The 20,539-nt window shown below is 37.0% G+C and carries 19 protein-coding genes and 1 pseudogene; 15 read left to right on the forward strand and 5 right to left on the reverse strand.

Translation table 11 applies throughout. The annotated features are described in order from the left end of the window. Positions 1 to 147: 147 nt before the first annotated feature. Positions 148 to 462 (reverse strand): annotated as a pseudogene (locus H9636_RS04400) (malonate transporter subunit MadM); the annotation flags it as partial. Further along, complete coding sequence (gene madL / locus H9636_RS04405; protein WP_191706423.1) at positions 455 to 856, reverse strand: malonate transporter subunit MadL; 402 nt, start codon at positions 854 to 856, stop codon at positions 455 to 457. The pseudogene H9636_RS04400 and the gene madL, both read right to left, overlap by 8 nt. 292 nt (positions 857 to 1,148) lie before the next feature. Here madL and H9636_RS04410 point away from each other — a divergent pair, with 292 nt between their 5' ends. The 6 genes from H9636_RS04410 to H9636_RS04435 are packed head-to-tail and all read left to right on the forward strand — an operon-like array spanning position 1,149 to position 7,219. After that, complete coding sequence (locus H9636_RS04410) at positions 1,149 to 2,066, forward strand: ACP S-malonyltransferase (RefSeq protein WP_191706424.1); 918 nt, start codon at positions 1,149 to 1,151, stop codon at positions 2,064 to 2,066. Positions 2,067 to 2,083: 17 nt separating this feature from the next. Continuing rightward, positions 2,084 to 3,742: a malonate decarboxylase subunit alpha gene (gene mdcA, locus H9636_RS04415; RefSeq protein ID WP_191706425.1), complete on the forward strand. Its 1,659-nt coding sequence runs from the start codon at positions 2,084 to 2,086 to the stop codon at positions 3,740 to 3,742. Positions 3,743 to 3,762: 20 nt separating this feature from the next. Next, positions 3,763 to 4,608, forward strand: coding sequence for a triphosphoribosyl-dephospho-CoA synthase (locus H9636_RS04420; protein ID WP_191706426.1), 846 nt, complete (start codon positions 3,763 to 3,765; stop codon positions 4,606 to 4,608). A gap of 16 nt (positions 4,609 to 4,624) precedes the next feature. Further along, a complete protein-coding gene (locus tag H9636_RS04425; RefSeq protein ID WP_191706427.1) occupies positions 4,625 to 4,933 on the forward strand; it encodes a malonate decarboxylase subunit delta in 309 nt (102 codons plus the stop codon). Then, positions 4,914 to 6,599 (forward strand): biotin-independent malonate decarboxylase subunit beta, encoded by a 1,686-nt coding sequence (locus H9636_RS04430; RefSeq protein ID WP_191706428.1) that lies wholly within the window; start codon positions 4,914 to 4,916, stop codon positions 6,597 to 6,599. The genes H9636_RS04425 and H9636_RS04430 overlap by 20 nt, the downstream gene beginning before the upstream one ends. Further along, a complete protein-coding gene (locus H9636_RS04435; RefSeq protein ID WP_191706429.1) occupies positions 6,590 to 7,219 on the forward strand; it encodes a malonate decarboxylase holo-ACP synthase in 630 nt (209 codons plus the stop codon). Before H9636_RS04430 ends, H9636_RS04435 begins: the two co-directional genes overlap by 10 nt. Before the next feature lie 62 nt (positions 7,220 to 7,281). Here the strand turns inward: H9636_RS04435 and H9636_RS04440 are convergent, their stop codons facing one another. Next, positions 7,282 to 8,310 (reverse strand): DUF2804 domain-containing protein, encoded by a 1,029-nt coding sequence (locus tag H9636_RS04440; RefSeq protein ID WP_191706430.1) that lies wholly within the window; start codon positions 8,308 to 8,310, stop codon positions 7,282 to 7,284. Positions 8,311 to 8,605: 295 nt separating this feature from the next. Between H9636_RS04440 and H9636_RS04445 the strand changes: the two genes are divergently transcribed. Together H9636_RS04445 and H9636_RS04450 are read left to right on the forward strand one after the other, a co-directional pair. Beyond that, the gene (locus H9636_RS04445; RefSeq protein WP_318240995.1) at positions 8,606 to 9,133 is read left to right on the forward strand and encodes an amidase domain-containing protein; all 528 of its coding nucleotides are present in this window, start codon (positions 8,606 to 8,608) and stop codon (positions 9,131 to 9,133) included. Between the two features lie 139 nt (positions 9,134 to 9,272). Continuing rightward, positions 9,273 to 9,857 (forward strand): nitroreductase family protein, encoded by a 585-nt coding sequence (locus tag H9636_RS04450; RefSeq protein WP_191706431.1) that lies wholly within the window; start codon positions 9,273 to 9,275, stop codon positions 9,855 to 9,857. A gap of 92 nt (positions 9,858 to 9,949) precedes the next feature. On the opposite strand, the gene H9636_RS04455 is transcribed toward H9636_RS04450, so the two are convergent. Together H9636_RS04455 and H9636_RS04460 are read right to left on the reverse strand one after the other, a co-directional pair. Further along, complete coding sequence (locus H9636_RS04455) at positions 9,950 to 10,405, reverse strand: DUF3278 domain-containing protein (protein WP_191706432.1); 456 nt, start codon at positions 10,403 to 10,405, stop codon at positions 9,950 to 9,952. Beyond that, positions 10,402 to 10,602: a helix-turn-helix transcriptional regulator gene (locus tag H9636_RS04460; RefSeq protein WP_191706433.1), complete on the reverse strand. Its 201-nt coding sequence runs from the start codon at positions 10,600 to 10,602 to the stop codon at positions 10,402 to 10,404. Before H9636_RS04460 ends, H9636_RS04455 begins: the two co-directional genes overlap by 4 nt. 351 nt (positions 10,603 to 10,953) lie before the next feature. On the opposite strand from H9636_RS04460, the gene H9636_RS04465 reads away from it, so the two are divergent. The 7 genes from H9636_RS04465 to H9636_RS04495 all read left to right on the forward strand — a co-directional run bounded on the left by H9636_RS04465 (position 10,954) and on the right by H9636_RS04495 (position 20,493). Continuing rightward, a complete protein-coding gene (locus H9636_RS04465) occupies positions 10,954 to 13,164 on the forward strand; it encodes an MMPL family transporter (RefSeq protein WP_191706434.1) in 2,211 nt (736 codons plus the stop codon). 162 nt (positions 13,165 to 13,326) lie between these two features. Next, positions 13,327 to 14,850: a CoA-acylating methylmalonate-semialdehyde dehydrogenase gene (locus H9636_RS04470; RefSeq protein ID WP_191706435.1), complete on the forward strand. Its 1,524-nt coding sequence runs from the start codon at positions 13,327 to 13,329 to the stop codon at positions 14,848 to 14,850. A gap of 132 nt (positions 14,851 to 14,982) precedes the next feature. After that, positions 14,983 to 16,542, forward strand: a complete 1,560-nt coding sequence (locus tag H9636_RS04475; protein ID WP_191706436.1) for a PucR family transcriptional regulator — start codon at positions 14,983 to 14,985, stop codon at positions 16,540 to 16,542. Between the two features lie 156 nt (positions 16,543 to 16,698). Further along, on the forward strand, positions 16,699 to 18,054 hold the full coding sequence (locus H9636_RS04480) for an aspartate aminotransferase family protein (RefSeq protein ID WP_191706437.1): 1,356 nt from the start codon (positions 16,699 to 16,701) through the stop codon (positions 18,052 to 18,054). 346 nt (positions 18,055 to 18,400) lie between these two features. Next, entirely contained in the window at positions 18,401 to 18,733 is a 333-nt protein-coding gene (locus H9636_RS04485) for a YrdB family protein (protein WP_191706438.1), read from the forward strand. 119 nt (positions 18,734 to 18,852) lie between these two features. Then, entirely contained in the window at positions 18,853 to 19,791 is a 939-nt protein-coding gene (locus H9636_RS04490; RefSeq protein WP_191706439.1) for an ATP-grasp domain-containing protein, read from the forward strand. 144 nt (positions 19,792 to 19,935) lie between these two features. Then, positions 19,936 to 20,493 (forward strand): NUDIX hydrolase, encoded by a 558-nt coding sequence (locus tag H9636_RS04495; protein WP_191706440.1) that lies wholly within the window; start codon positions 19,936 to 19,938, stop codon positions 20,491 to 20,493. Positions 20,494 to 20,539 lie beyond the last annotated feature (46 nt).

A 20,539-nucleotide genomic window follows, 5' to 3' on the forward strand; every position in this document is an offset into this window, starting at 1 on the left:
AGTAATTTCTGTTCTTGATCTGTAAATAACTTTTTCGACATGTTCTTCCGCTCCATCAACCATTTATTTTATTTCATTATAAATAAAAGTACCCTATAAGAGAGACCTTTTTTCAAGTGTCTTTCTTATAGGGTACATTTTACTAAAACCGGCTTTTTTAATTTCATCAAAATTTGCTCCAAAAGAAGTAGCCACAATGGCAAAATCTCGTAGCATACTTCCCCCTAAGAACCCTACTCCTGCTAGAAAACTAATATCTGCAAGACCTTTCGAGCCTTCTGTTACAACTCCGCCAATATAGGCTAAAACTAGTCCAAGAACAATGGCAATTGCGGAACCATGAATTTTACCTTTAGTTAATTTATTGGAAAGAAAATAGCCAAGCCACATTGTGACTCCAATCACAAGAAATGCAGTAACAAATCCGTTATCGGTAAAGACGCCTTTCATCATATCAAGCATCCGCTTCACCCCTTATAACCGTATTACTAAAAGCAGCTTCTTCTTTTTTGTTTCCACTTAGAATGGGGACAAATGCCCAACTAACTAAAACAACTGTAATTCCGGCTAAAATAGCTAAAGGTCCACCAGTTAAAGCACCGATTACATTTTGACTTGCTGCCATTGCAACAACGACTGGAATATACATTTGATTCCAAAAACTTAAGCCATCTAGTGAAGGTTTACTAATTTTCCCCGTTTTTACAAGCTTATCGACGATGATAATTAAAAGCAGCATGGCGATTCCGACGCCACCGACATTTGAATCAACTCCCATTATAGCCCCTATAAATTCCCCAACGATTGTGCCAACTAAAAAACATCCGGCTAGAATAGCAACACCATAAATCACCATATTTCGGACACCCCTTTACCATGTAGTAAACTTTTAAGTTCGGAAATATTCAGTCGACTGTATTCTGTGAACATCATAATTTATCGAAAAATATAAATCAACTAAAATTTTTCCCAAAGCAGAAAAAACGGGAAATTACGATTGAAATTTAAAATCTATTGTTTTATTATTTATGTATACAGTCGACCGTCTAAAGAAAATTTGATTGGTTTTTAAGACGTTGAGACAAAGATGGAGCTCAAATGGTAGCTCGATGAAAAATAGAAGAGTCTTTTAGGAGAGGAGGGATTATTTGAAAAGTGCGTTTCTCTTTCCTGGCCAAGGATCACAATATGTGGGAATGTTAAATGATTTACCTCATGATCCGGTCGTAAAACAGATTTTAGAAGAAAGTAGTGATTTATTACATTTACCCATTGAATCACTGCATAATGATAAAGCGCTTTCAACAACGAAGGCGGTGCAACAATGTTTATTAATTGCATCTGTTAGTACGTATAAAGTTTTTGAAAAAAATGGCTTAACCCCATCCTTTGTTGCAGGGCATTCTGTCGGTGCTTTTGGTGCAGCCGTTGCATCCGGTGTACTCACCTTTGAAGAAGCCCTTAAATTAGTATCGTTGCGTGGTGAGTTGATGGAACGAACATGTGACAAAGGATTTGGAATGGCCGTTGTATTAGGGTTAGATGAAGACCGGTTACTAGAAATTGTTACGCAACTTTTTAATGTGGATGAGCCAGTATATGTTTCAAATCGTAATTCACCAACTCAAATCACCTTATCTGGTTCTTTGAAGGGATTGGAGAGGGTTTTGGAATATGTGAAAAAACATGGAGCGATATCTGCCCACTTACTAAATGTCTCAACGCCTTCCCACTGTCCTTTATTTAAAAATGTAAGTGAAGAACTATTGGTTGAATTAAATAAGCTCGATTTAAAAAGGCCAAAAATCCCAATATCGAGTAACGTCAATTCCCGGTTATTAAGGCAAGCAGATGCGGTGAAAGAAGATTTAGCAAAAAGTATTTGTTATCCAGTAAGGTGGCATGATGCCGTCAATTTACTTTATGAAACTGGTACTCGGTTATTTATTGAAATGCCACCAGGTGATGTATTAAGTAAATTAGCAAACCAAGCATTTTCAGATGTTCGAACGATGGCTATTACAAAAAATGACATCGAAGATTGTTTTTATGTCATGTCAAACTAAAAATAGGGGTGTGGAAAATGGTTATGACAAATATACCGAAAGAAAAAAGATCATGGACAACGAGGTTGGAAGCAAAAAAGGAAAGACTGGAAAGTGTAAAGGGTTTAGTAGATGGAGTAATTATTCCTACTAATCGTATCGTCGATGCATTGGAATTATTAATTCGACCTGGGGATCGGGTTGTACTTGAGGGGAATAACCAAAAACAAGCCTCTTTTTTATCCCAATCCCTTGTTCAAGTGGATCCAAGAAAAGTTCATGATTTGCATATGATTATGTCCAGCATTTCGAGACCTGAACATTTAGACATTTTTGAAGAAGGAATTGCTAGAAAAATAGATTTCTCTTACGCTGGACCACAAAGTTTACGAATCGCCCAAATGATTGAAGACGGAAAAATAGAATTGGGAGATTTGCATACTTACATCGAATTATATGGTCGATTATTTATTGATTTAATTCCTTCCGTTGCTTTAGTTGCAGCAGATAAAGCCGATCGACACGGCAATCTTTATACTGGTCCGAATACAGAAGAAACCCCAACATTAGTGGAAGCAGCAGCTTTTAGAGATGGCATTGTCATCGCTCAAGTAAATGAAATAGTAGACGAATTACCCCGGGTAGATATACCAAGTTCATGGGTTGATTTTATCGTAGTTGCAGATAAACCGTATGAGCTTGAGCCTCTTTTTACAAGGGATCCACGCCATATAACGGATATTCAAATTTTACAAGCAATGATGGTGATTCGTGGAATCTATGAAAAACACGGAGTGAAGTCATTAAACCACGGAATTGGTTTTAATACAGCAGCCATTGAGTTGCTATTACCAACTTATGCAGCATCACTAGGGCTTAAAGGGAAGATCTGTACGAACTGGGTGTTAAATCCTCATCCTACGTTAATACCTGCGATTGAGTCCGGTTGGGTGGAAAGCGTTCATTGCTTCGGCGGTGAACTAGGAATGGAAAAGTATGTGGAAGCAAGAAGGGACATTTTCTTTACTGGGAAAGATGGAAGTCTTCGTTCAAATCGTACGTTAGCCCAGTTAGCTGGTCAATATGCCGTTGATTTATTTATCGGATCTACTTTGCAAATGGATGGTTTAGGAAATTCATCTACTGTAACAAAAGGTCGTGTTGCTGGCTATGGTGGAGCGCCAAATATGGGTCATGATCCGGGAGGTCGACGCCATTCCACTGAAGCTTGGTATAACATGATGACTTCCGATGATCCATTAGCTCGTGGTAAAAAATTGGTTGTTCAAGTGGCAGAGACATTCCAAGAAGCAAATAAACCAGTTTTCGTTGAATCTCTTGATGCCATTAGTGTGAAGGATCAGGCGAAATTAGCTGTAGCACCTGTCATGATTTATGGGGAGGATGTCACCCATGTTGTAACAGAAGAAGGGATTGCTTACCTTTATAAATCCGACAGCATATCTGAAAGAAGAGAAATGATTGCTTCTGTTGCAGGTGTTACACCAATCGGTATGGAAAGCAATCCGAAAACAGTTGAACGTTTACGTCAACAAGGATTGATTGCTATGCCAGAAGATTTAGGGATACGTCGTTCCGATGCGAAACGTTCCTTACTTGCTGCTAAAAATATTGATGAACTTGTTCAATGGTCCGGTGGTTTATATACACCTCCAGCAAAATTTAGAAGCTGGTAAAAAAAGAGGAGGCGAGGAGTATGCAAAATCCTCATGATTTATCAACAATGTTAGCGGATTTAGCAGTTGAATCATTAATTGAAGAAGTGTCGCTTACTCCAAAACCTGGTCTTGTGGATATGATTGATCAAGGTTCCCATAATGATTTAACGTATTCATTGATGGTGGACTCGGCTAAAAGTTTGCACACGACATTTTACAATATGGCAATGGTTGCCTATAACGAAGGGCCGTCTCAATTTTTGCGAGAAAAAATTGGTGAGATTGGTCGCGAGGGTGAAAGGCGAATGTTCCAAGTGACAAAGGGTGTGAACACCCATAAAGGTGCGATTTGGTCCCTAGGATTGCTTACTGCAGCAGCCGCTATTCATAAAGGACAATTCGATGAAATTGCATTGTGTTATACCGCAGGAGAAATTGCCCAGTATGAAGATCGTTTTATACCCCACCAAGTAACAAATGGTATAAAGGCAATTCAGAAATACGGTGTACACGGGGCAAAGGCAGAGGCACAGCAAGCCTTTCCTCACATTCGGAAATTTAGCTTACCCGTATTTAAAGCAACATTAAATACATTTGATGAGAATACAGCGAAACTTTATGCCTTTTTAGCATTAATGGCTAATTTAGATGATACTTGTTTATTGCACCGCGGAGGACTTGAAGGTTTACAATACGCAAAGCAGTTTGCACGACGTATTTTAAATACCGGTGACTTTCATGAACTTCGAAGAATGAACGAGCAATTTAAAGAGCGTAACTTATCACCAGGGGGAAGCGCAGATTTATTAGCTGCAACAATTTATTTATATAAAATTAGTCAGCTTACTTTTTCTACAGAGGAAGTTTACGTAACGATAAATTAAAGGGGAGTGATTTTTAGTGGAAAAATTAGTGTATTCCTTTCCAGCTTCAAAACCAATTAAAAGACCTGCGCACGTTGGAGTTGTAGGATCAGGAGATTTAGAAGTATTAGTCCAACCAAGTGAGAATAATGAAACTGTAGTAGAAATTCGTACAGGTATTACAGGGTTCCAAGATACATGGAAAAAGGTTATTGAACGATTTGTAAGTCAGCATAATATTGCGGCCATCATTACGATAAATGATTTTGGTGCTACACCAGGCGTTGTTACGATTCGATTAGCCCAAGCAGTGGAGGTGAGTTTAAATGACACAAATGATAACTGAAAGTTTAGTAGAAAGTTTAGCGCGGGAAAGAGCATTTCAGCTATTAGATAAAGGAAGTGCCTATGAAATATTAGGACCTTTCGATCGAATGGAATCCCCCCATCTCACTGCACAAAATATCGTTCCCCAATATGATGACGGAATGATTATTGTAAAAGGGACTTTAAATGGAAAGCCAACTGTTATCATTTCAATAGAAGGAAATTTCCAAGGTGGCGGAATTGGTGAAGTATCTGGAGCGAAATTAGCCGGTACTTTAGAAAAGGTATTAAAAGAGTGTAAAAATGGTCATACGATTTATCCGGTCATCATTTATGATACAGGTGGAGTACGTCTTCAAGAAGCAAATTATGGGTTATTGTCTATTGCGGAAATTAGTGCGGCAATTGTTGAACTGAGAGAATATGTTCCAGTAGTAGGTATTATTCCTGGGAAAATCGGATCCTTCGGCGGAATGTCTTTAACTGCAGGTTTATGTAGCGCATTAATCATGACTCGAGAAGGTCGTTTAGGCATGAACGGACCTGAAGTAGTAGAGCAAGAAGCTGGTATTCGTGAGCTGGATTCAAGAAATAAACAATTGATTTGGAAAATGATTGGTGGGGCAATGCGTAACGAAGTTGGTCTTGCGGATATCGTTGTAGAAGACGATGTGGTGAATTTTAAAAATGCCATTTTAAATGTTTGGAATGGAGACATCGAATTAAAACAGCGAACACAACAGGTCGACCATTTCTTAACTATATTTAAATCTTTAAATGTTGAAGAAAAAATTTCTCCAGAGCAAGCAAAGCAACTTTTTAAAGACGCAACCCTTAAAAATACGAATAGAGTATCTACCCCATCCGAAATCGTCAATAGTCGAGGTAGAAAGTGGTTCGAATTATTAACAGGAGGCAAGCAATCGATTAGTGAAATTCCTTCTGTATTAGTAGCAGATGCGGAGATTAAAGGATTGAAGGCCCGGGTCATTGCAGTTGTTCCAAATCCTGAAAATTCATTTTATCGTGCAAGGAACGGCGAAGTGGGCTTATTAGAAGGATGGGCCATTGCAAAATATGTTCGAGAAGCAATGAAGGAAGATGCCCATTTAGAAGATAAACGTCTAATTATTCCGGTAGTCGATGTGCCAAGTCAAGCTTTTGGCTATCATGAAGAATTATTTGGAATTTATTTATCTTGTTCAGCGGCGGTAGATGCTTATGCCTCAGCTAGATTAGTTGGTCATCCAATTGTTGCAGCCATTGTTGGGAAGGCTATATCTGGTGCATTTCTCTCCCACGGCATGCAGGCTAATCGATTAATTGCTTTACATGATGAAGGGGTAAACGTTCATGTAATGTCTAAAAAATCCGCTGCGATTATTACACAACGAACAGTTGAGGAATTAGATTTAGCCGCAAAAGATGTTCCATCTATGGCGTATGATATTGAATCATTTAAAAAGCTAGGTGCCCTATATAACTTAATAGAAGGGATTAATGCTGACAATCCTTCATCGGAGCATGTGGAGTTATTAATCGATTCAATTTATAAAGCTTATGAAGATATTCAAAAAGATACTGTAAGGGATTTATCGAATCGTTTAAAAACAGAAATTGCTGTAGCTTCTGGTCGAGTAGCCTCAATAAAGGTAAGGGAAATGATTGAGCAACAATGGAAATAAAGGTCCATGATATTGTTAAGTTCAACAACCTTGATCAATTAGAAACAATTTCAACTATACCGGACTGGGTTTACGATGCTCAATCGGCAGCAAACTATGGTGTCGTACGAAGAATGCCGATTAGCAATCAAATAATTCCTATTGGGTTGCGCGGAAACAGTAGAGAACAGCGATTTGGGACATTTATTCATGAAAATCATATCGTTGAAATTATTACACCTAATGCATTAGTAGAGCGTATAGATAAATTCGACAATAAATTCTATTATCCTATCTTAAAAAGAATACGAGATCAATTTCAACAGTTTAATTTCATATGGGGACCTACGGGAAGTATTGGTTTCGAATTAGCTACCTCTATTAACGTAACTTCAATAAGTAGTGATATTGATCTTTTGATTTATATAGAATCTTTAGAAGAGCCGTTACTTGAAGAGGTTGGTAAATGTTTAAGCGGCTTCTCGAGACCGATTGACATACAAGTGGAAGTTCCAAATGTAGGTGCCTTTTTATTAAAAGATTATTTGAATCATAAAGACCACGGGTTTATTGTTCGAACTGCTTTCGGTCCCCAATTATGTCGGATAAAAGATAGTAAACTAAAAATTCTTCAAATTTAAAACAAATGTCCCAACCGTTTACGATAAAAGACGATTGGGACATTTCCATTATGAAGTTGAAATTACCATTTAGCTACATGTTCTTCGATACAGCCGAGCATTTGTTGTATGACGAGGGTACTACCATCTTCCAACGTAACTTGCCCATTATAGTAGCCAACCAGTTGATGGACTTCGGATTTTACTAATTTTACATCCGTTTTGGCAACCCGTTCAAAAAAAGGATGGAAAGTTAAAATCACCTGGTCGGAAAACTTTGTTGTAATATACCAAGGTTTCATAAAATTTTCCCGGTCATAGTTAAACAAAACATCTTCATGAATCTTTGTCATTTTTCCATCTACAAAAACTGCATTTTCAGTCATTCCCGTGCCGTCCGTCCATTTTCCTCCAAAGTTTAAGCCAACCCGTTGATTTCGAACTCGTTGGGATGCCATACCCCAATTCCACAATGCTTCCCTTGGCCAAATACCTCTACCAAAATCAAGTACAGCAAAGCAATCCTCTTCAACAAATGGATAATTCCGTTCGCCAATTTTCACAAATCCTGCAGTTGGTAATGTGTGATGTTTTGCGGTAAATTGGAAAGTTTGTCGGTTCCATGGGATGACAACATTTAATGTTTCGTCTTCTTTAGGATGATAAATCGTTAATTCCGCATGTAACGTTTCGTTATCAAAGTTTTCAGAAGTGACTTTTAAAAATGTTTGGTTTTGAAAGAACGTAATGTTGATATGGACTTCACTATTGGCAAAACGGATAGGCTCGAACACTCTGGATGGCATTTTAAGTTTCGTTCCTATGCCAAGCGGAATGGTAATCGTTTTTTCAAAGAATCGTTGAGTTTCATATTCTAAAAAGTAGATGAAACAAGTAGCTGCATAATCAAAATGGCAAATTGTTACGGAAAATAAAATTTCCTCACCATAGACGCACCAATAATTCCATTTTTTCTTCCTCAAGTAGTGACCAGATAAGTTGCAATCGATGATAGGTTTACGAGCAAAACCGATAGCTTCCGGATTTAAGTTGCCTTTTCTATCACATAGCCGTGTAAGTTCAATAATTTCTCTTTCAGCGTGCTGCGTCAATGCCAACATCCTCTCACTCAATTATCTAGGATCTCTTTCTATTTCTATTGGAAGTAAAATATGATATTTCAATGCGAAATATATCATTTGCTAAGCATTTGTAATATTTTTAATAAATAGAGTCTAGAATTGCTTTCCTTTTATTGTAGCAAAATGTAGACTGATTTAGTTTAAGGACACTAAATTAATATTAATTTGTAACAAAATGACAGCTTTGTTGAAGGGAAATGAAATTGGTATGAAAAATGAACAAAGAGATGCATAGAATGGTAAAAAAGGAGGTTAAGCTATTCCAATTTATTATAATCGTCATGCGGCTGTTCAGTATGCGAGAACATGGTGGAATCGAAAAAACCCCAATTATCCAGCTTTTTCAGTGGATTGCACAAACTTTGTTTCCCAATGTTTACGGGCTGGAGGGGCCCCGATGTCGGGTGCACCTAATCGAGGAAAAGGCTGGTGGATCACAGATGGTTGGAGAAGTGGGAGTGGTAATGGATATTATGCCAATGAGACATGGAGTTATAGCTGGTCCGTTTCCCATAGTATGCGTTTGTATTTAGAAAATGCTAAATCAGGATTAACCGCCAAACGTGTCCAATCCCCATCGGAACTGGAAATCGGTGATGTCATTTGTTATGACTTTCAAGGAAACGGAGTAATTGATCATACAACGATAGTGACGAGTATGGTAGATGGAGTACCGTATATTCATGCCCATACGGTTGATAGTGCCGATCGCCATTATGATTATTCCAATTCTTACGCCTACACGCCAAACACAAAATATTATTTCTTTAAAATTGATGATGTGTTTTATTAAAAATGATTTGCAATAATAACAATCTATTGAGAATTGTAAAAAAAGGGAAGTATATTTTAAAACGGAAAATTATATGGTAAGGTTTATTGAAGATGAATTTAAAAAGGTTAGAGTTAAGTTAATTTAAGGAGAGAAGTATATGAACCAACAATCGTTAACAGTGCGTGAAGCAATTATTGGAAGACGGTCAATTAAAAGGTTCAACGGTCAACCGGTGGATCGGGAAGACTTAATGAATATTATTGACGACGCAGTATGGGCACCTAACCATAAAAATAGAGAACCATGGCGATTAGTTGTTGCATGTGGAGAAGAGATTTTTGAAATGCATAAGCTTTTACGGGATACAGCCATTCCGAAATGGAAAGAGTTATCAGAGGAATCGTTAGAAAAGCAAATGCAAAAATTCACATTAGCAGGAGCCTTTGTGTTTGTCATTGTTCCTGAAGATGTACGTCAAAAACAACGTTTAGAAGATTATGCTGCTGCTAGTACGTTTATTCAAAACATTCAATTACTAGCATGGGATTATGGAATTGGCTCTTGTTGGAAAACACCGGATTTCTTAGATGCTCCGGATTTCCGTACCGCTTTAGGTGTGCAGCCAGGTGAAAGAATAATTTCTATGTTACAACTAGGTTATTTTGATGAATTACCAAAAGCAGCTGAACGAAAAAAATCAGACCAAATTGTAACGATTTTCGGTCAAGGGGAGAAGAAGTAAGATCCCTTCTATTAAATGTTGATAAAAAGTTAGTTTGTATGTATTAGTAAAACACTAGGGAAAATATGTTCCCTAGTGTTTTTTGTATAGACTTATAGTAGTTGTTTATTTTTCTTATATGAACGTTTTAAAGAAATATAACTAGATAAAAACCAAATTATACTAACACCTATTAATAAACTTAATATTTCAAACCATTCGTTAAAATTTTTAGGTAAGTTAATGAAAATCAAATAGCATACCAGATAAATAACGACAAATCCAATTGTTCTAATGGAGATAACTTTTAATTCTTTTTTATAAGCCCTCTCTGTTGAAATATCTGTATATTCGATGCCTGATACGATATATCTTCCTGATACATAAAAGAGGAAGATAGCAATGGCTACTAATAAGGCAATTTCTACGTCAAGATGAAAATACTTGTTACAAATCATCATTACAATAAGTGAAAGAAAAAGGATTACCGCGCCCTCCGAGAAAAAATATAACATCTTTTTCTCTTTATATTCGTCATTTGGTAATAAGAAGGATATCCAAGATTTCATTCTGTATCGACCTCCCAAAATAATTCATCTAACGTTTTATTCAATTCCTTGGCTATTGCAACACACAACTGAAGACTTGGATTATATTCGCCCTTTTCAATAAGACCAATTGTTTGTCTTGTTACACCGACTCTTTTTGCTAATTGCTCCTGCGTAATAGCGGCTTTAATCCGGGTTATTTTCACATTATTCCTCATTATTCCCACCTTACCGAATGACAGATATAGTTTACATATGCAATTTATATATTACATTCACTAGGCCAGGATGTCAATGAATTTCCAGATAAATCAAACTAGTTTTTAATCGCTTTTCTAGATATCACCTTAATAGGTAAAACTAATTAATATTATAATTTATTTCAATCCCAATAACATGAATGCTTAAACAAAGGCTTTTATACAATTGATAATTAGCATAAGCTCTTATTTGAAAGGAGATTTTCCTATTAAAAATATGTTTTGATAAGAATGGCGATATGTTGGAATTACCATCCATGAATTTTATTCAATGACTTTGAACACAAATGAGAAAAGGGGGACGAAACGATGTCAAAACATCCATTAGAAAAATGGGGAGGAATTGTCGGAAACAAACGTTCACGTTGGATAACAGTTCTACTCTGGATAGCAGTCGTAGCTATATTATCAATGACTTTACCACAGATTAACAGTATCGAGAACTACGGTGGAAGTGACTTGCCGAAAGAGGTTATGAGTGAGCAGGCAAGTGCTCTTATCGAAGAACAATTTCCTTCAGATGCCGGTATTCCATTATTAATTGTATGGTATAAAGAGGATGGACTCGAAAATAGGGATCTACAATCGATTCAAGAGCTATATAAGCAGTTAAAGGAACGTCCTATAAATGATCAAACAACCCTTCCACCTCTTGCAGATTTGCCGACAGAGGCATTATTAGGAAGTGTTTCAAGTAACGGTTCAACCATTGTTACGCCGATTTTCTTTGATGAGACAGTGAATACGGATACGATGAAAGAAAGCTTACAAAAAATTGAAGAACTGACGGAAGAAACATTTGGGGGAAATCCATATGAGACAAATCTAGAAGAAGCTGGTTTACATGCCCGTTTCTCTGGTCCAGCGGGTATTTCAGTTGATGCGACGAATTTATTTATGCAAGCCGACGTTAAACTATTAATTGCGACAGTCATTTTAATTTTAGTATTACTAATTGTCATTTATCGTTCACCGTTGTTGGCGATTACACCGCTTATTGTCGTAGTGATCGCCTATGGAGCGATTAGCCCTTTATTAGGTTGGTTTGCAGATAATGGATGGATCGATAAAGATGCGCAAGCGGTATCGATTATGACTGTTTTACTATTTGGTGCCGGAACAGATTACTGTTTATTTTTAATAACAAGATACCGTGAAAAGCTACTTGTTGTTGAAAATAAGTTTGAAGCATTACGTCTTGCGATGAAAGAGTCAGGCGGAGCGATTATGATGAGTGCTTTAACGGTTTTCATTGGTTTAGCTACCCTCGGATTAGCGAATTATGGAGCGTTCCAACGTTTCGCAGTGCCATTTAGTTTTGCGATTCTCGTTATGGGAATTGCAGCTTTAACCGTATTGCCAGCTATTTTATCTATATTCGGACGTATAGCCTTTTTCCCGTTTGTTCCACGTACAGAGGGAATGGAGCGCAAACGGGCTGAATTAAAAAAGAAACCTTATAAAGAACCAAAATCTAAACATCTGTTTATGGCGAAAGTCGGTGATTATGTAACGAAGAAACCGTGGTTCGTTATTATTGTCACTGGTATTGTGTTAGGTGGTCTAGCGATTACCTCTACTCAAATTAAATATAATTATGATTTATTATCGTCGTTCCCGGAGGATATGCCTTCTCGGGAAGGATTCACATTGATTGCAGAAAATTTTTCACCTGGTGAGTTAGCACCTGTTCAAATCATCGTCGATACAAAGGGGGAAGAAGTTCGTTTAACAGATCAAATTGCATCACTTCCCTATATTGATGTAGTAAGTGAGCCAATTGTTGGGGAAAAGGATTCAACGATTCAACTTTATGAAGCGGATTTAAATGAAAATCCATATTCAACAGAAGCAATGGATTTAATACCGGATTTAAAATCCGACATCGAAACCATGTTGGAGGAAGCTGGTATTGAACAAGCGAATAAAAGTTTTTGGATTGGTGGAGAAACAGCAGCACAAGTAGACACAAAAAACGTCCAAGAACGGGATGAATCCATCATTCAACCAGTCATGGTCATCATAATAGCGATTTTATTACTACTGTATTTACGTTCTGTTCCAGCAACGATTTATTTAGTAGGAACCGTATTAATATCATTCTTTGCTGCTCTAGGTTTAGGTTGGTTAGTACTAACAACTTTCTTCGGGGCTGAATCCATTGCAAGCGCGTTGCCGTTATATTCCTTTGTATTTTTAATTGCCCTTGGCGAGGATTACAACATCTTTATGATTTCGGAAGTTTGGAAAAATCGTAAAACCCAAAGCATTAATGAATCAGTCAAAAACGGAGTTACCAAAACAGGTTCAGTGATTACTTCTGCGGGATTAATCTTAGCGGGTACATTTGCCGTATTAACGACGTTACCTATTCAACTTTTAGTTCAGTTTGGAATAATTACCGCAATTGGTGTTTTAATCGATACATTTATTGTTCGACCTCTATTAGTGCCCGCAATTACAATCGTATTAGGGCGTTGGGCTTTCTGGCCGGGCAAATTATTTAAAAGGCAAGATTAACGATTACACTTTGTCCAACACAATGCAATGGATATTTACTAATTGTCCATTACACTCGATGAATATTTCATGTAAATTAAAAGTAATTTAAGGGGATGCAATCATCGTTATACGATGAATCCGATAGGGAGATTCATAATCTTTTAGTTAGGGGTGTATGGGATGACAGTTGAACAAAAAGTAAAGGAATTACATCATTTTATTAACGGTGAGTTAGTAGCAGGTAAAAGTGGTCGTTTCTCTAACGTATTTAATCCTTCCACGGGGGAAGTCATTGCACAAGTTCCTCTTGCAGCAAAAGAAGAGGTGCAAAACGCCATTGAAGTGGCAAAAAATGCATTCCCCGGATGGAGAAATACTTCCAGCGGGAAACGGGCAGAAATTGTCATGAAGTTTCGCCAGTTAGTGAAGGAAAACGAAGAAGAACTAATTCAAGTGATTTGTACAGAAAGTGGTAAAACAAAGGAGGACGCCAAGGGTGAGATTACCCGCGGGTTGGAATCGGTAGATTTGGCGATTAATGCTCCCCATCTTTTAAAGGGAGAGTATTCCGTTAACGTAGGTGGAAATATTAATGCTTATTCAACAAAGTCTCCTTTAGGGGTTGTGGCGGCTATTTCACCTTTCAACTTTCCTGTTATGGTTCCGTTCGCCCAAACAAGTATGGCGGTTGCGGTAGGAAACGCTGTTATTTTAAAGCCTTCCGAAAAGGTGCCGATGTCTGCACTATTTTTCTCGGAGTTATGGAAAAAAGCGGGACTCCCAGATGGTATTTGGACGGTCATAAATGGCGATAAAGAGGCAGTGGATGAACTGTTAGTAAATCCAACTGTTCAAGCCGTTTCCTTTGTTGGGTCCACACCTGTTGCAGAGTATATTTATCAAACCGGTACAAGTTACAATAAGCGGGTTGCAGCTTTTGGTGGTGGAAAAAACTTTATGATTGTTATGCCTGATGCCGATTTAGAAAAAACAGCAAATGCCTTTATTGGCGCTGCATACGGTGCAGCATCTCAACGTTGTATGGCTATTTCAGGTGCAATGGTAGTAGGGGAAGAAACGGCAGAGCAGTTCGTTGCCATTTTAAAGGAAAAGATTGAAAACTTAAAAGTAGGTCCTTATACAGAGGATGAAGTCGATTTTGGTCCTGTTATTACCCAACAAGCTAAGGAGACGGTTATCGGTTATATTGATCGAAGTGTTGAAGCGGGGGCAAAGGTAGTCGTAGATGGGAGAAATCCAGCTATTAGCCAAACATCAAAAGGCTTTTATTTAGGACCAACGTTATTAGATGAAATCACACCTTCCATGGAAATTTTCCAACAAGAAGTATTTGGACCTGCCCGCATCGTCGTACGAGTCGAATCTTTACAAGAAGCAATTGATTTAATTAATGAACATGAACTAGGCAATGGTGTGACGATTTTTACGAATAATGGTGCGGCGGCTCGGAAATTCCAGGAAGAAATTGAAGTAGGGATGGTTGGAGTAAATGTACCGATTCCCATCCCAGTTGGATATTACAATTTCGGCGGGTGGAAACGTTCTAAGTTTGGTGAAGGTTTTATGTTTGGCCCTGATCAAGCTCGCTTCTTTACAAAAAGTAAAACAATATCAGAAAAGTGGTTAAATGGAGATGACGAAACGTCCACAACTTTCGCGTTTCCTAGCAATTCAACAAAATAAATTTTGAGCATGGTCTTCCGTAGAGAAGATCATGTTTTTATTTTTTGAATGAAAAGTCACTACTACTTTTGTCAGAAAATTTCAATTATAATATAAATAACTTCCTTTTCTAACAAGAGAGGTGTGTGCCAATTGAGTTATTATTCTTTACTAGTTCGTGATATTTTAGACAATAAACACTTTCACCAAGCAGAAGTTATTGCAGGAAGTGGTGGACTCCACAATACGATTAAATGGGTACATGTCCTTGAAGTGTCAAATGTTCAAAAACTGTTAAAAGGACACGAGCTCATATTAACAACCGGGGTTAGTTTCCAACATCAACAAGAAGATTTTTTTCAATTTGTTGAAGGGCTCATTGAAGCTAATTGCGCCGGACTTTGTATTGAGTATGGAGCATATATTCAAAAAGTTCCGGAAGCAATTATTCAATTAGCTGACGACTATCATTTTCCCATCATTGTCTTTCATGAAGAAGTGCCGTTTGTTGAAATAACCCAAGATTTACATACCCTTATCATTAACCACCAATATTCGATGATCGCCAAATTAGAAAACTACTCCCAATTACTCCATAAAGAAACTTTACATGCGCAAAACAGTGAACAGTTGCTAAAACCATTATATGAATATTTGAAAATTCAAACGATTTACGAAATAGAAGGGAAAGATCCGATTTTTTATCCGAATATGGCTAAAAAACAAAGGGAGGCTCTCCTACAAAAGAAATCCAATCCTAATCATGTTACTCAATTTTTAACAAAACCGATTTATTTATTCGAGCATACTTATGGGGAATTGACCTTATATAGCGAAGAGAAAGAAATAACGGAGTTTGAACTGCTTATTTTAGATCGAACGATAACAGCTTTAGCTCAACTATTACTACGGGATTTATATGTGGACGAAAGGAAAAGAAAAGAGGATGCTAAATGGTTGGAGGAATGGTTGGAGGGAGCCCATTCCGAATCGGAAATTATACAATTTTTATTAGCGGAATGGCCAAGCTTTAGAAAAACGGAAAGTACTGTCCTCATTCTTTCCCTTCCTCGAAATGAAAAAAATCAACAATTAGATCGGACCTATTTTAAATTAAATTGCCATACGGTTTTTGATAAAAAAGGCTTTCTTTCTTTTGTCATTGAAAGAAAGAATGATTTCGTTTTTATTTTATTAAATCGTCAAGATACCGAATCGATGAAAGGGCGATTAGAAGACTGTTTAGTGAAATTTGAAACATCAAATTTAATCGAAGGACAAGAGATGGCAGTAGGTAAGGTTGTAAAGGACTTAACGAAGGTCCATGAAAGTTTTAAAAGTGCCCAGGATACGTTATATATTATTCGACATGTTGAAACGGCCTCTCACTTTTATGATGAATTATACGTCTTCCATCTTATTTATCAAATGCAAAAGCATACGAATTTAAAAGAAATGATGGAAGAATTGCTTCAACCGTTAATTGATTTTGATGAAAAGCATAATGGGCAGTTAGTGGAGACCCTTGAAGTATATATGCAGTCAAATGGTTCTAAACAAGAGACGGCAAAAAGATTATATATCGTGAGACAAACGTTATACCATCGATTGCGAAAAATTGAAAGTTTAATAGGGAAAGATTTTATGAAAGGGGAAAATCGACTTGCATTAGAATGGATGCTCTTTGCACGGAAGTTTATCAATAGAAAATAAAATTCAATTCTAAACATTTTACTTACTGTTCGATTTCCATCGTTTTATTTTACATTTTGTTACATGAAAAAGTCTTCTTTCTTCTTCATAATATTTGTAAAAAGGAGCATTAATAGGTTGGAGTATTAATGTTCGCAAGATAGGAGTGGGGCATGGATGTTAGATACGAATCTAGGAAAAGAATTACTAGAAAAGGATGAGAAGTATGTTTGGCATTCGATGAAACCGTATAATCCGAATGGAACGTTAGTTGTGGAGAAGTCGAAAGGTGCCCGTATCACCGATGTGGATGGAAAGGTATATATTGATGCAATGGCAGGCTTATTTTGTGTCAATGTCGGGTATGGACGGGAAGAATTGGCCAAGGCTGCGTATGACCAAATGGTTTCGAACGCCTATACGCCACTTTCTCAAGGGCATGTTCCTGCTATTAAACTAGCAGAAAAGTTAAATGAACTTCTTGGCGGAGATTATGTCATTTTCTTTTCGAATAGCGGTTCAGAGGCAAACGAAACAGCCTTTAAAATTGCCCGACAATACCATCAACAACAAGGTAACGCTTCTCGATTTAAAATTCTTTCCCGCTACCGAGCCTATCATGGTAATTCAATGGGTGCTTTAGCAGCAACTGGCCAAGCAGAACGGAAATATAAATATGAGCCGCTAGCTCCCGGATTTCTTCATGTATCACCACCGGACTCCTATCGAAATAATGAAGACGAATATACAGATATTTTCAGTATTCCGAGCGTAAAAGAAGTGGATCGGGTGATGACATGGGAACATAGCGATACGATAGCAGCAATGATTTTGGAACCGATTATTACCGGAGGTGGAGCTCTTATTCCCCCGGAAGGTTATTTAAAAGGAATTGAAGCAACTTGTAAAAAACATGGTGCATTAATGATTGTAGATGAAGTGATTTGTGGTTTTGGCCGTACTGGAAAGCCCTTTGGATATATGAATTATGGCGTAAAGCCGGATATTATTACAATGGCAAAGGGACTTACAAGTGCCTACTTGCCGTTATCGGCGACTGCAGTAAAACGGGAAATATATGAGGCATTCACAAATATTGGAGACTACGATTTCTTCCGCCATGTGAACACTTTTGGTGGAAACCCGGCAGCTTGTGCATTGGCATTGAAAAACTTGGAAATCATGGAGAAGGAAAAACTGTTCGAGCGTTCTGCAACAAAAGGAACGGAATTGCTAGAGACATTACAAGCACGATTAAGTAGCCATCCGTTCGTTGGGGATGTACGGGGTAAAGGGTTATTGATTGGGATTGAATTAGTAAAAGATAAAGAAACGAAGGATCCCCTTGAAGTTCAATTGATTAATAAAGTGATTGCAACCTGTAAGGAGAAAGGTGTAATCATTGGCAAAAACGGTACTACGGTAGCTGGATTTAATAATGTTCTTCTCTTATCGCCACCATTGAATATTTCAGATGAAGATATACAGGTTGTCATTAATACTTTAGTAGAAGCAATTTATCAGGTAACCTAATTAAGGAAAAGCGGAATGATATATTTCATTCTGCTTTTTTGTATTTCATTTTTAATTGGAAATAGTGATTTCCATACAAAAAAACAGTTTTGAAGTAGAATAATGAAATTATTTCCCGAGAAATGTTTTATTTTGCGGAATGAAACAAATGAATGGAATCGTTGATTTTACCCTATATAAAAGGTAGTGTTACATTAGTTAATTGTCATTTTGTCGAATTTTTTATTTGATATCAATCTTCTATAGTTTGATAGATTTAATATGTTAGAGGAAAAAAAGACAACTTTTAAAGCAATTTAAAACGAAACGATTATCTCATATATATTGTATAAAAGGAGCTGGGAAGGTGAAAGTCTTCAATGGGCTAATTGCATTTACAGTAGAAGTAATATGCATCGTAATTTATGCGCGATTTGGTTACTACTTATTTCAAGAACAATTATGGAAGAGTGGATTCGCCATCGTTTTCCCATTCACATTAATGGTTGTTTGGGGGAAGTTTTTTGCACCGAAAGCTCAGCGTAGACTTCAAATGCCTGAATTACTAATCGGGAAAATGATGATAATGTTTATAGCTGTTGGTATGTTGTGGATTATGAACGGAACAATTGAAGCAATTATTTTTGCTGTTGTTGTCATTTTCCATTTATCGATTGCTGTTAAGATAAAGGAAATTTAAGAGCTTTCTAAATATGCCCAATTTTTAAAGTTATCCAAAGATGAGATAGGCAAAGAATTATAAATAGAGTTAAAATAAAAGGAGAAAAATAAACTACATAACAACAAAGGAGTTTCATCATGACGAAAAAAATTTATGTAATTCATGAAAACGATGACTGGACTCGTCATTTAACAAAAAGATTAGAAGAGTTGAATTTACCTTATGAAACTTGGCATTTAGATCAAGGAATTGTTAATTTAACTGAAGCACCACCTGAAGGCGTTTTTTATAATCGGATGAGTGCTTCTTCCCATACTCGTAATCATCGTTTTGCTCCTGAATTGACAGGTGCAGTGATTGATTGGTTAGAGTTTTATGGTAAAAGAGTGCTAAATGGCAGTAACGCCCTTCGTTTAGAATTGAGCAAAGTAAAACAATATACCCAATTAGAAAAGTACGGCATCCGAGTTCCAAAAACAGTAGCAGCTGTAGGGAAAAATCAAATTATAGAAGCTGCAAAATCATTAAATACACTGCCGTTTATTACAAAACATAACCGTGCAGGTAAAGGGCTGGGTGTTCAATTATTCTATTCTTTAGAAGCATTACAAGAGTATTTAGATAGTCCAGCATTTGAAGAACCCGTCGATGGGATTACTCTCGTTCAACAATATGTAAAATCTCCAAATCAGCATATAACGCGTGTGGAATTTGTTGGTGGGGAGTATGTCTACTCTGTACGAGTTGATACTTCAGAAGGTTTCGAATTATGTCCTGCCGATGCTTGTCAAATTGGAGACTTATTCTGTCCGGTTGGAGAAGAGCCAAAAGATCAAATGAAGTTTAAAATTGTAGATAATCCTCGGACAGAACTCATCGAAAAATATCAACAGTTCTTAAAAGGAAACGGTATTGATGTAGCCGGTATTGAATTTATCGTAGATGAAGAAGGTACTGTCTATACTTACGATGTGAACACAAATACAAACTACAATTCCGATGCGGAAGAGGAAGCTCAGAAATTCGCCATGCTTGAATTAGCGAAATTATTAGGTAGAGAGTTAGAAAATATATAATAGCTGAAAAGACATCTCCTGTTAAAGGCTCTTGCTTTGAAGGGGATGTTTTTAGTAGAAAGCGAAATGTAGGTAGTAAGGGAAGTTAAATCACTTTAAAATAAAAGGGATAAATTCTTAACGAAAAATGAGGAGCCTATTCAAATGACTTTAAGACAACAATTGGAACAATACCGTCCGTATAATGAACAAGAAGCGAAGGATCAAGAATTGATGTTACGATATTTGGATACCTTTGATAACTTACTCACACGGGAAAATGAATTTGCCCATTTTACAGCTTCTGCATGGCTAGTGAATAAAGAGCGTACAAAAGTATTGATGGTCTATCATAATATTTATCAATCTTGGTCATGGGTTGGTGGGCATGCGGATGGGGAAGCAGATTTATTGCATGTAGCATTAAAAGAAGCAATGGAGGAAACAGGACTTACCAACGTCCAACCTGTTTCCAATGAGTTTTATTCTATCGAAATATTAGGGGTACCAGCCCATATGAAAAAGGGAAAACATGTTGCTACCCACGTTCATTTAAATGTAACGTATTTATTAGAAGCAGATGAACAGGATGAAACCTTTATTAAACCGGATGAAAATAGTGATATCGGTTGGTTTGAACTAAATAAAGCGATTGAAGTTTCCACGGAACCAGATATGAAAGTCGTCTATCAAAAATTAAATGATAAACTCAAAGGTTACTAAATGTGATAAAAGGTAGCTTCTCTTAAAGAGATGCTACCTTTTAATT

Origin of the sequence: Ureibacillus galli (genome assembly GCF_014836845.1) — a bacterium.
Lineage (GTDB): Bacteria > Bacillota > Bacilli > Bacillales_A > Planococcaceae > Ureibacillus > Ureibacillus galli.

What these genes read in the sequence shown, in the direction of transcription:
- H9636_RS04490 (WP_191706439.1), top strand. Translation starts at nt 18,853, where the DNA reads ATGACGAAAAAAATTTATGTAATTCATGAAAACGATGACTGGACTCGT.
- H9636_RS04450 (WP_191706431.1), top strand. Translation starts at nt 9,273, where the DNA reads ATGAACCAACAATCGTTAACAGTGCGTGAAGCAATTATTGGAAGACGG.
- H9636_RS04480 (WP_191706437.1), top strand. Translation starts at nt 16,699, where the DNA reads ATGTTAGATACGAATCTAGGAAAAGAATTACTAGAAAAGGATGAGAAG.
- H9636_RS04430 (WP_191706428.1), top strand. Translation starts at nt 4,914, where the DNA reads ATGACACAAATGATAACTGAAAGTTTAGTAGAAAGTTTAGCGCGGGAA.
- H9636_RS04465 (WP_191706434.1), top strand. Translation starts at nt 10,954, where the DNA reads ATGTCAAAACATCCATTAGAAAAATGGGGAGGAATTGTCGGAAACAAA.
- H9636_RS04455 (WP_191706432.1), bottom strand. Translation starts at nt 10,405, where the DNA reads ATGAAATCTTGGATATCCTTCTTATTACCAAATGACGAATATAAAGAG.
- H9636_RS04460 (WP_191706433.1), bottom strand. Translation starts at nt 10,602, where the DNA reads ATGAGGAATAATGTGAAAATAACCCGGATTAAAGCCGCTATTACGCAG.
- H9636_RS04435 (WP_191706429.1), top strand. Translation starts at nt 6,590, where the DNA reads ATGGAAATAAAGGTCCATGATATTGTTAAGTTCAACAACCTTGATCAA.
- madL (WP_191706423.1), bottom strand. Translation starts at nt 856, where the DNA reads ATGGTGATTTATGGTGTTGCTATTCTAGCCGGATGTTTTTTAGTTGGC.
- mdcA (WP_191706425.1), top strand. Translation starts at nt 2,084, where the DNA reads ATGGTTATGACAAATATACCGAAAGAAAAAAGATCATGGACAACGAGG.
- H9636_RS04495 (WP_191706440.1), top strand. Translation starts at nt 19,936, where the DNA reads ATGACTTTAAGACAACAATTGGAACAATACCGTCCGTATAATGAACAA.
- H9636_RS04470 (WP_191706435.1), top strand. Translation starts at nt 13,327, where the DNA reads ATGACAGTTGAACAAAAAGTAAAGGAATTACATCATTTTATTAACGGT.
- H9636_RS04420 (WP_191706426.1), top strand. Translation starts at nt 3,763, where the DNA reads ATGCAAAATCCTCATGATTTATCAACAATGTTAGCGGATTTAGCAGTT.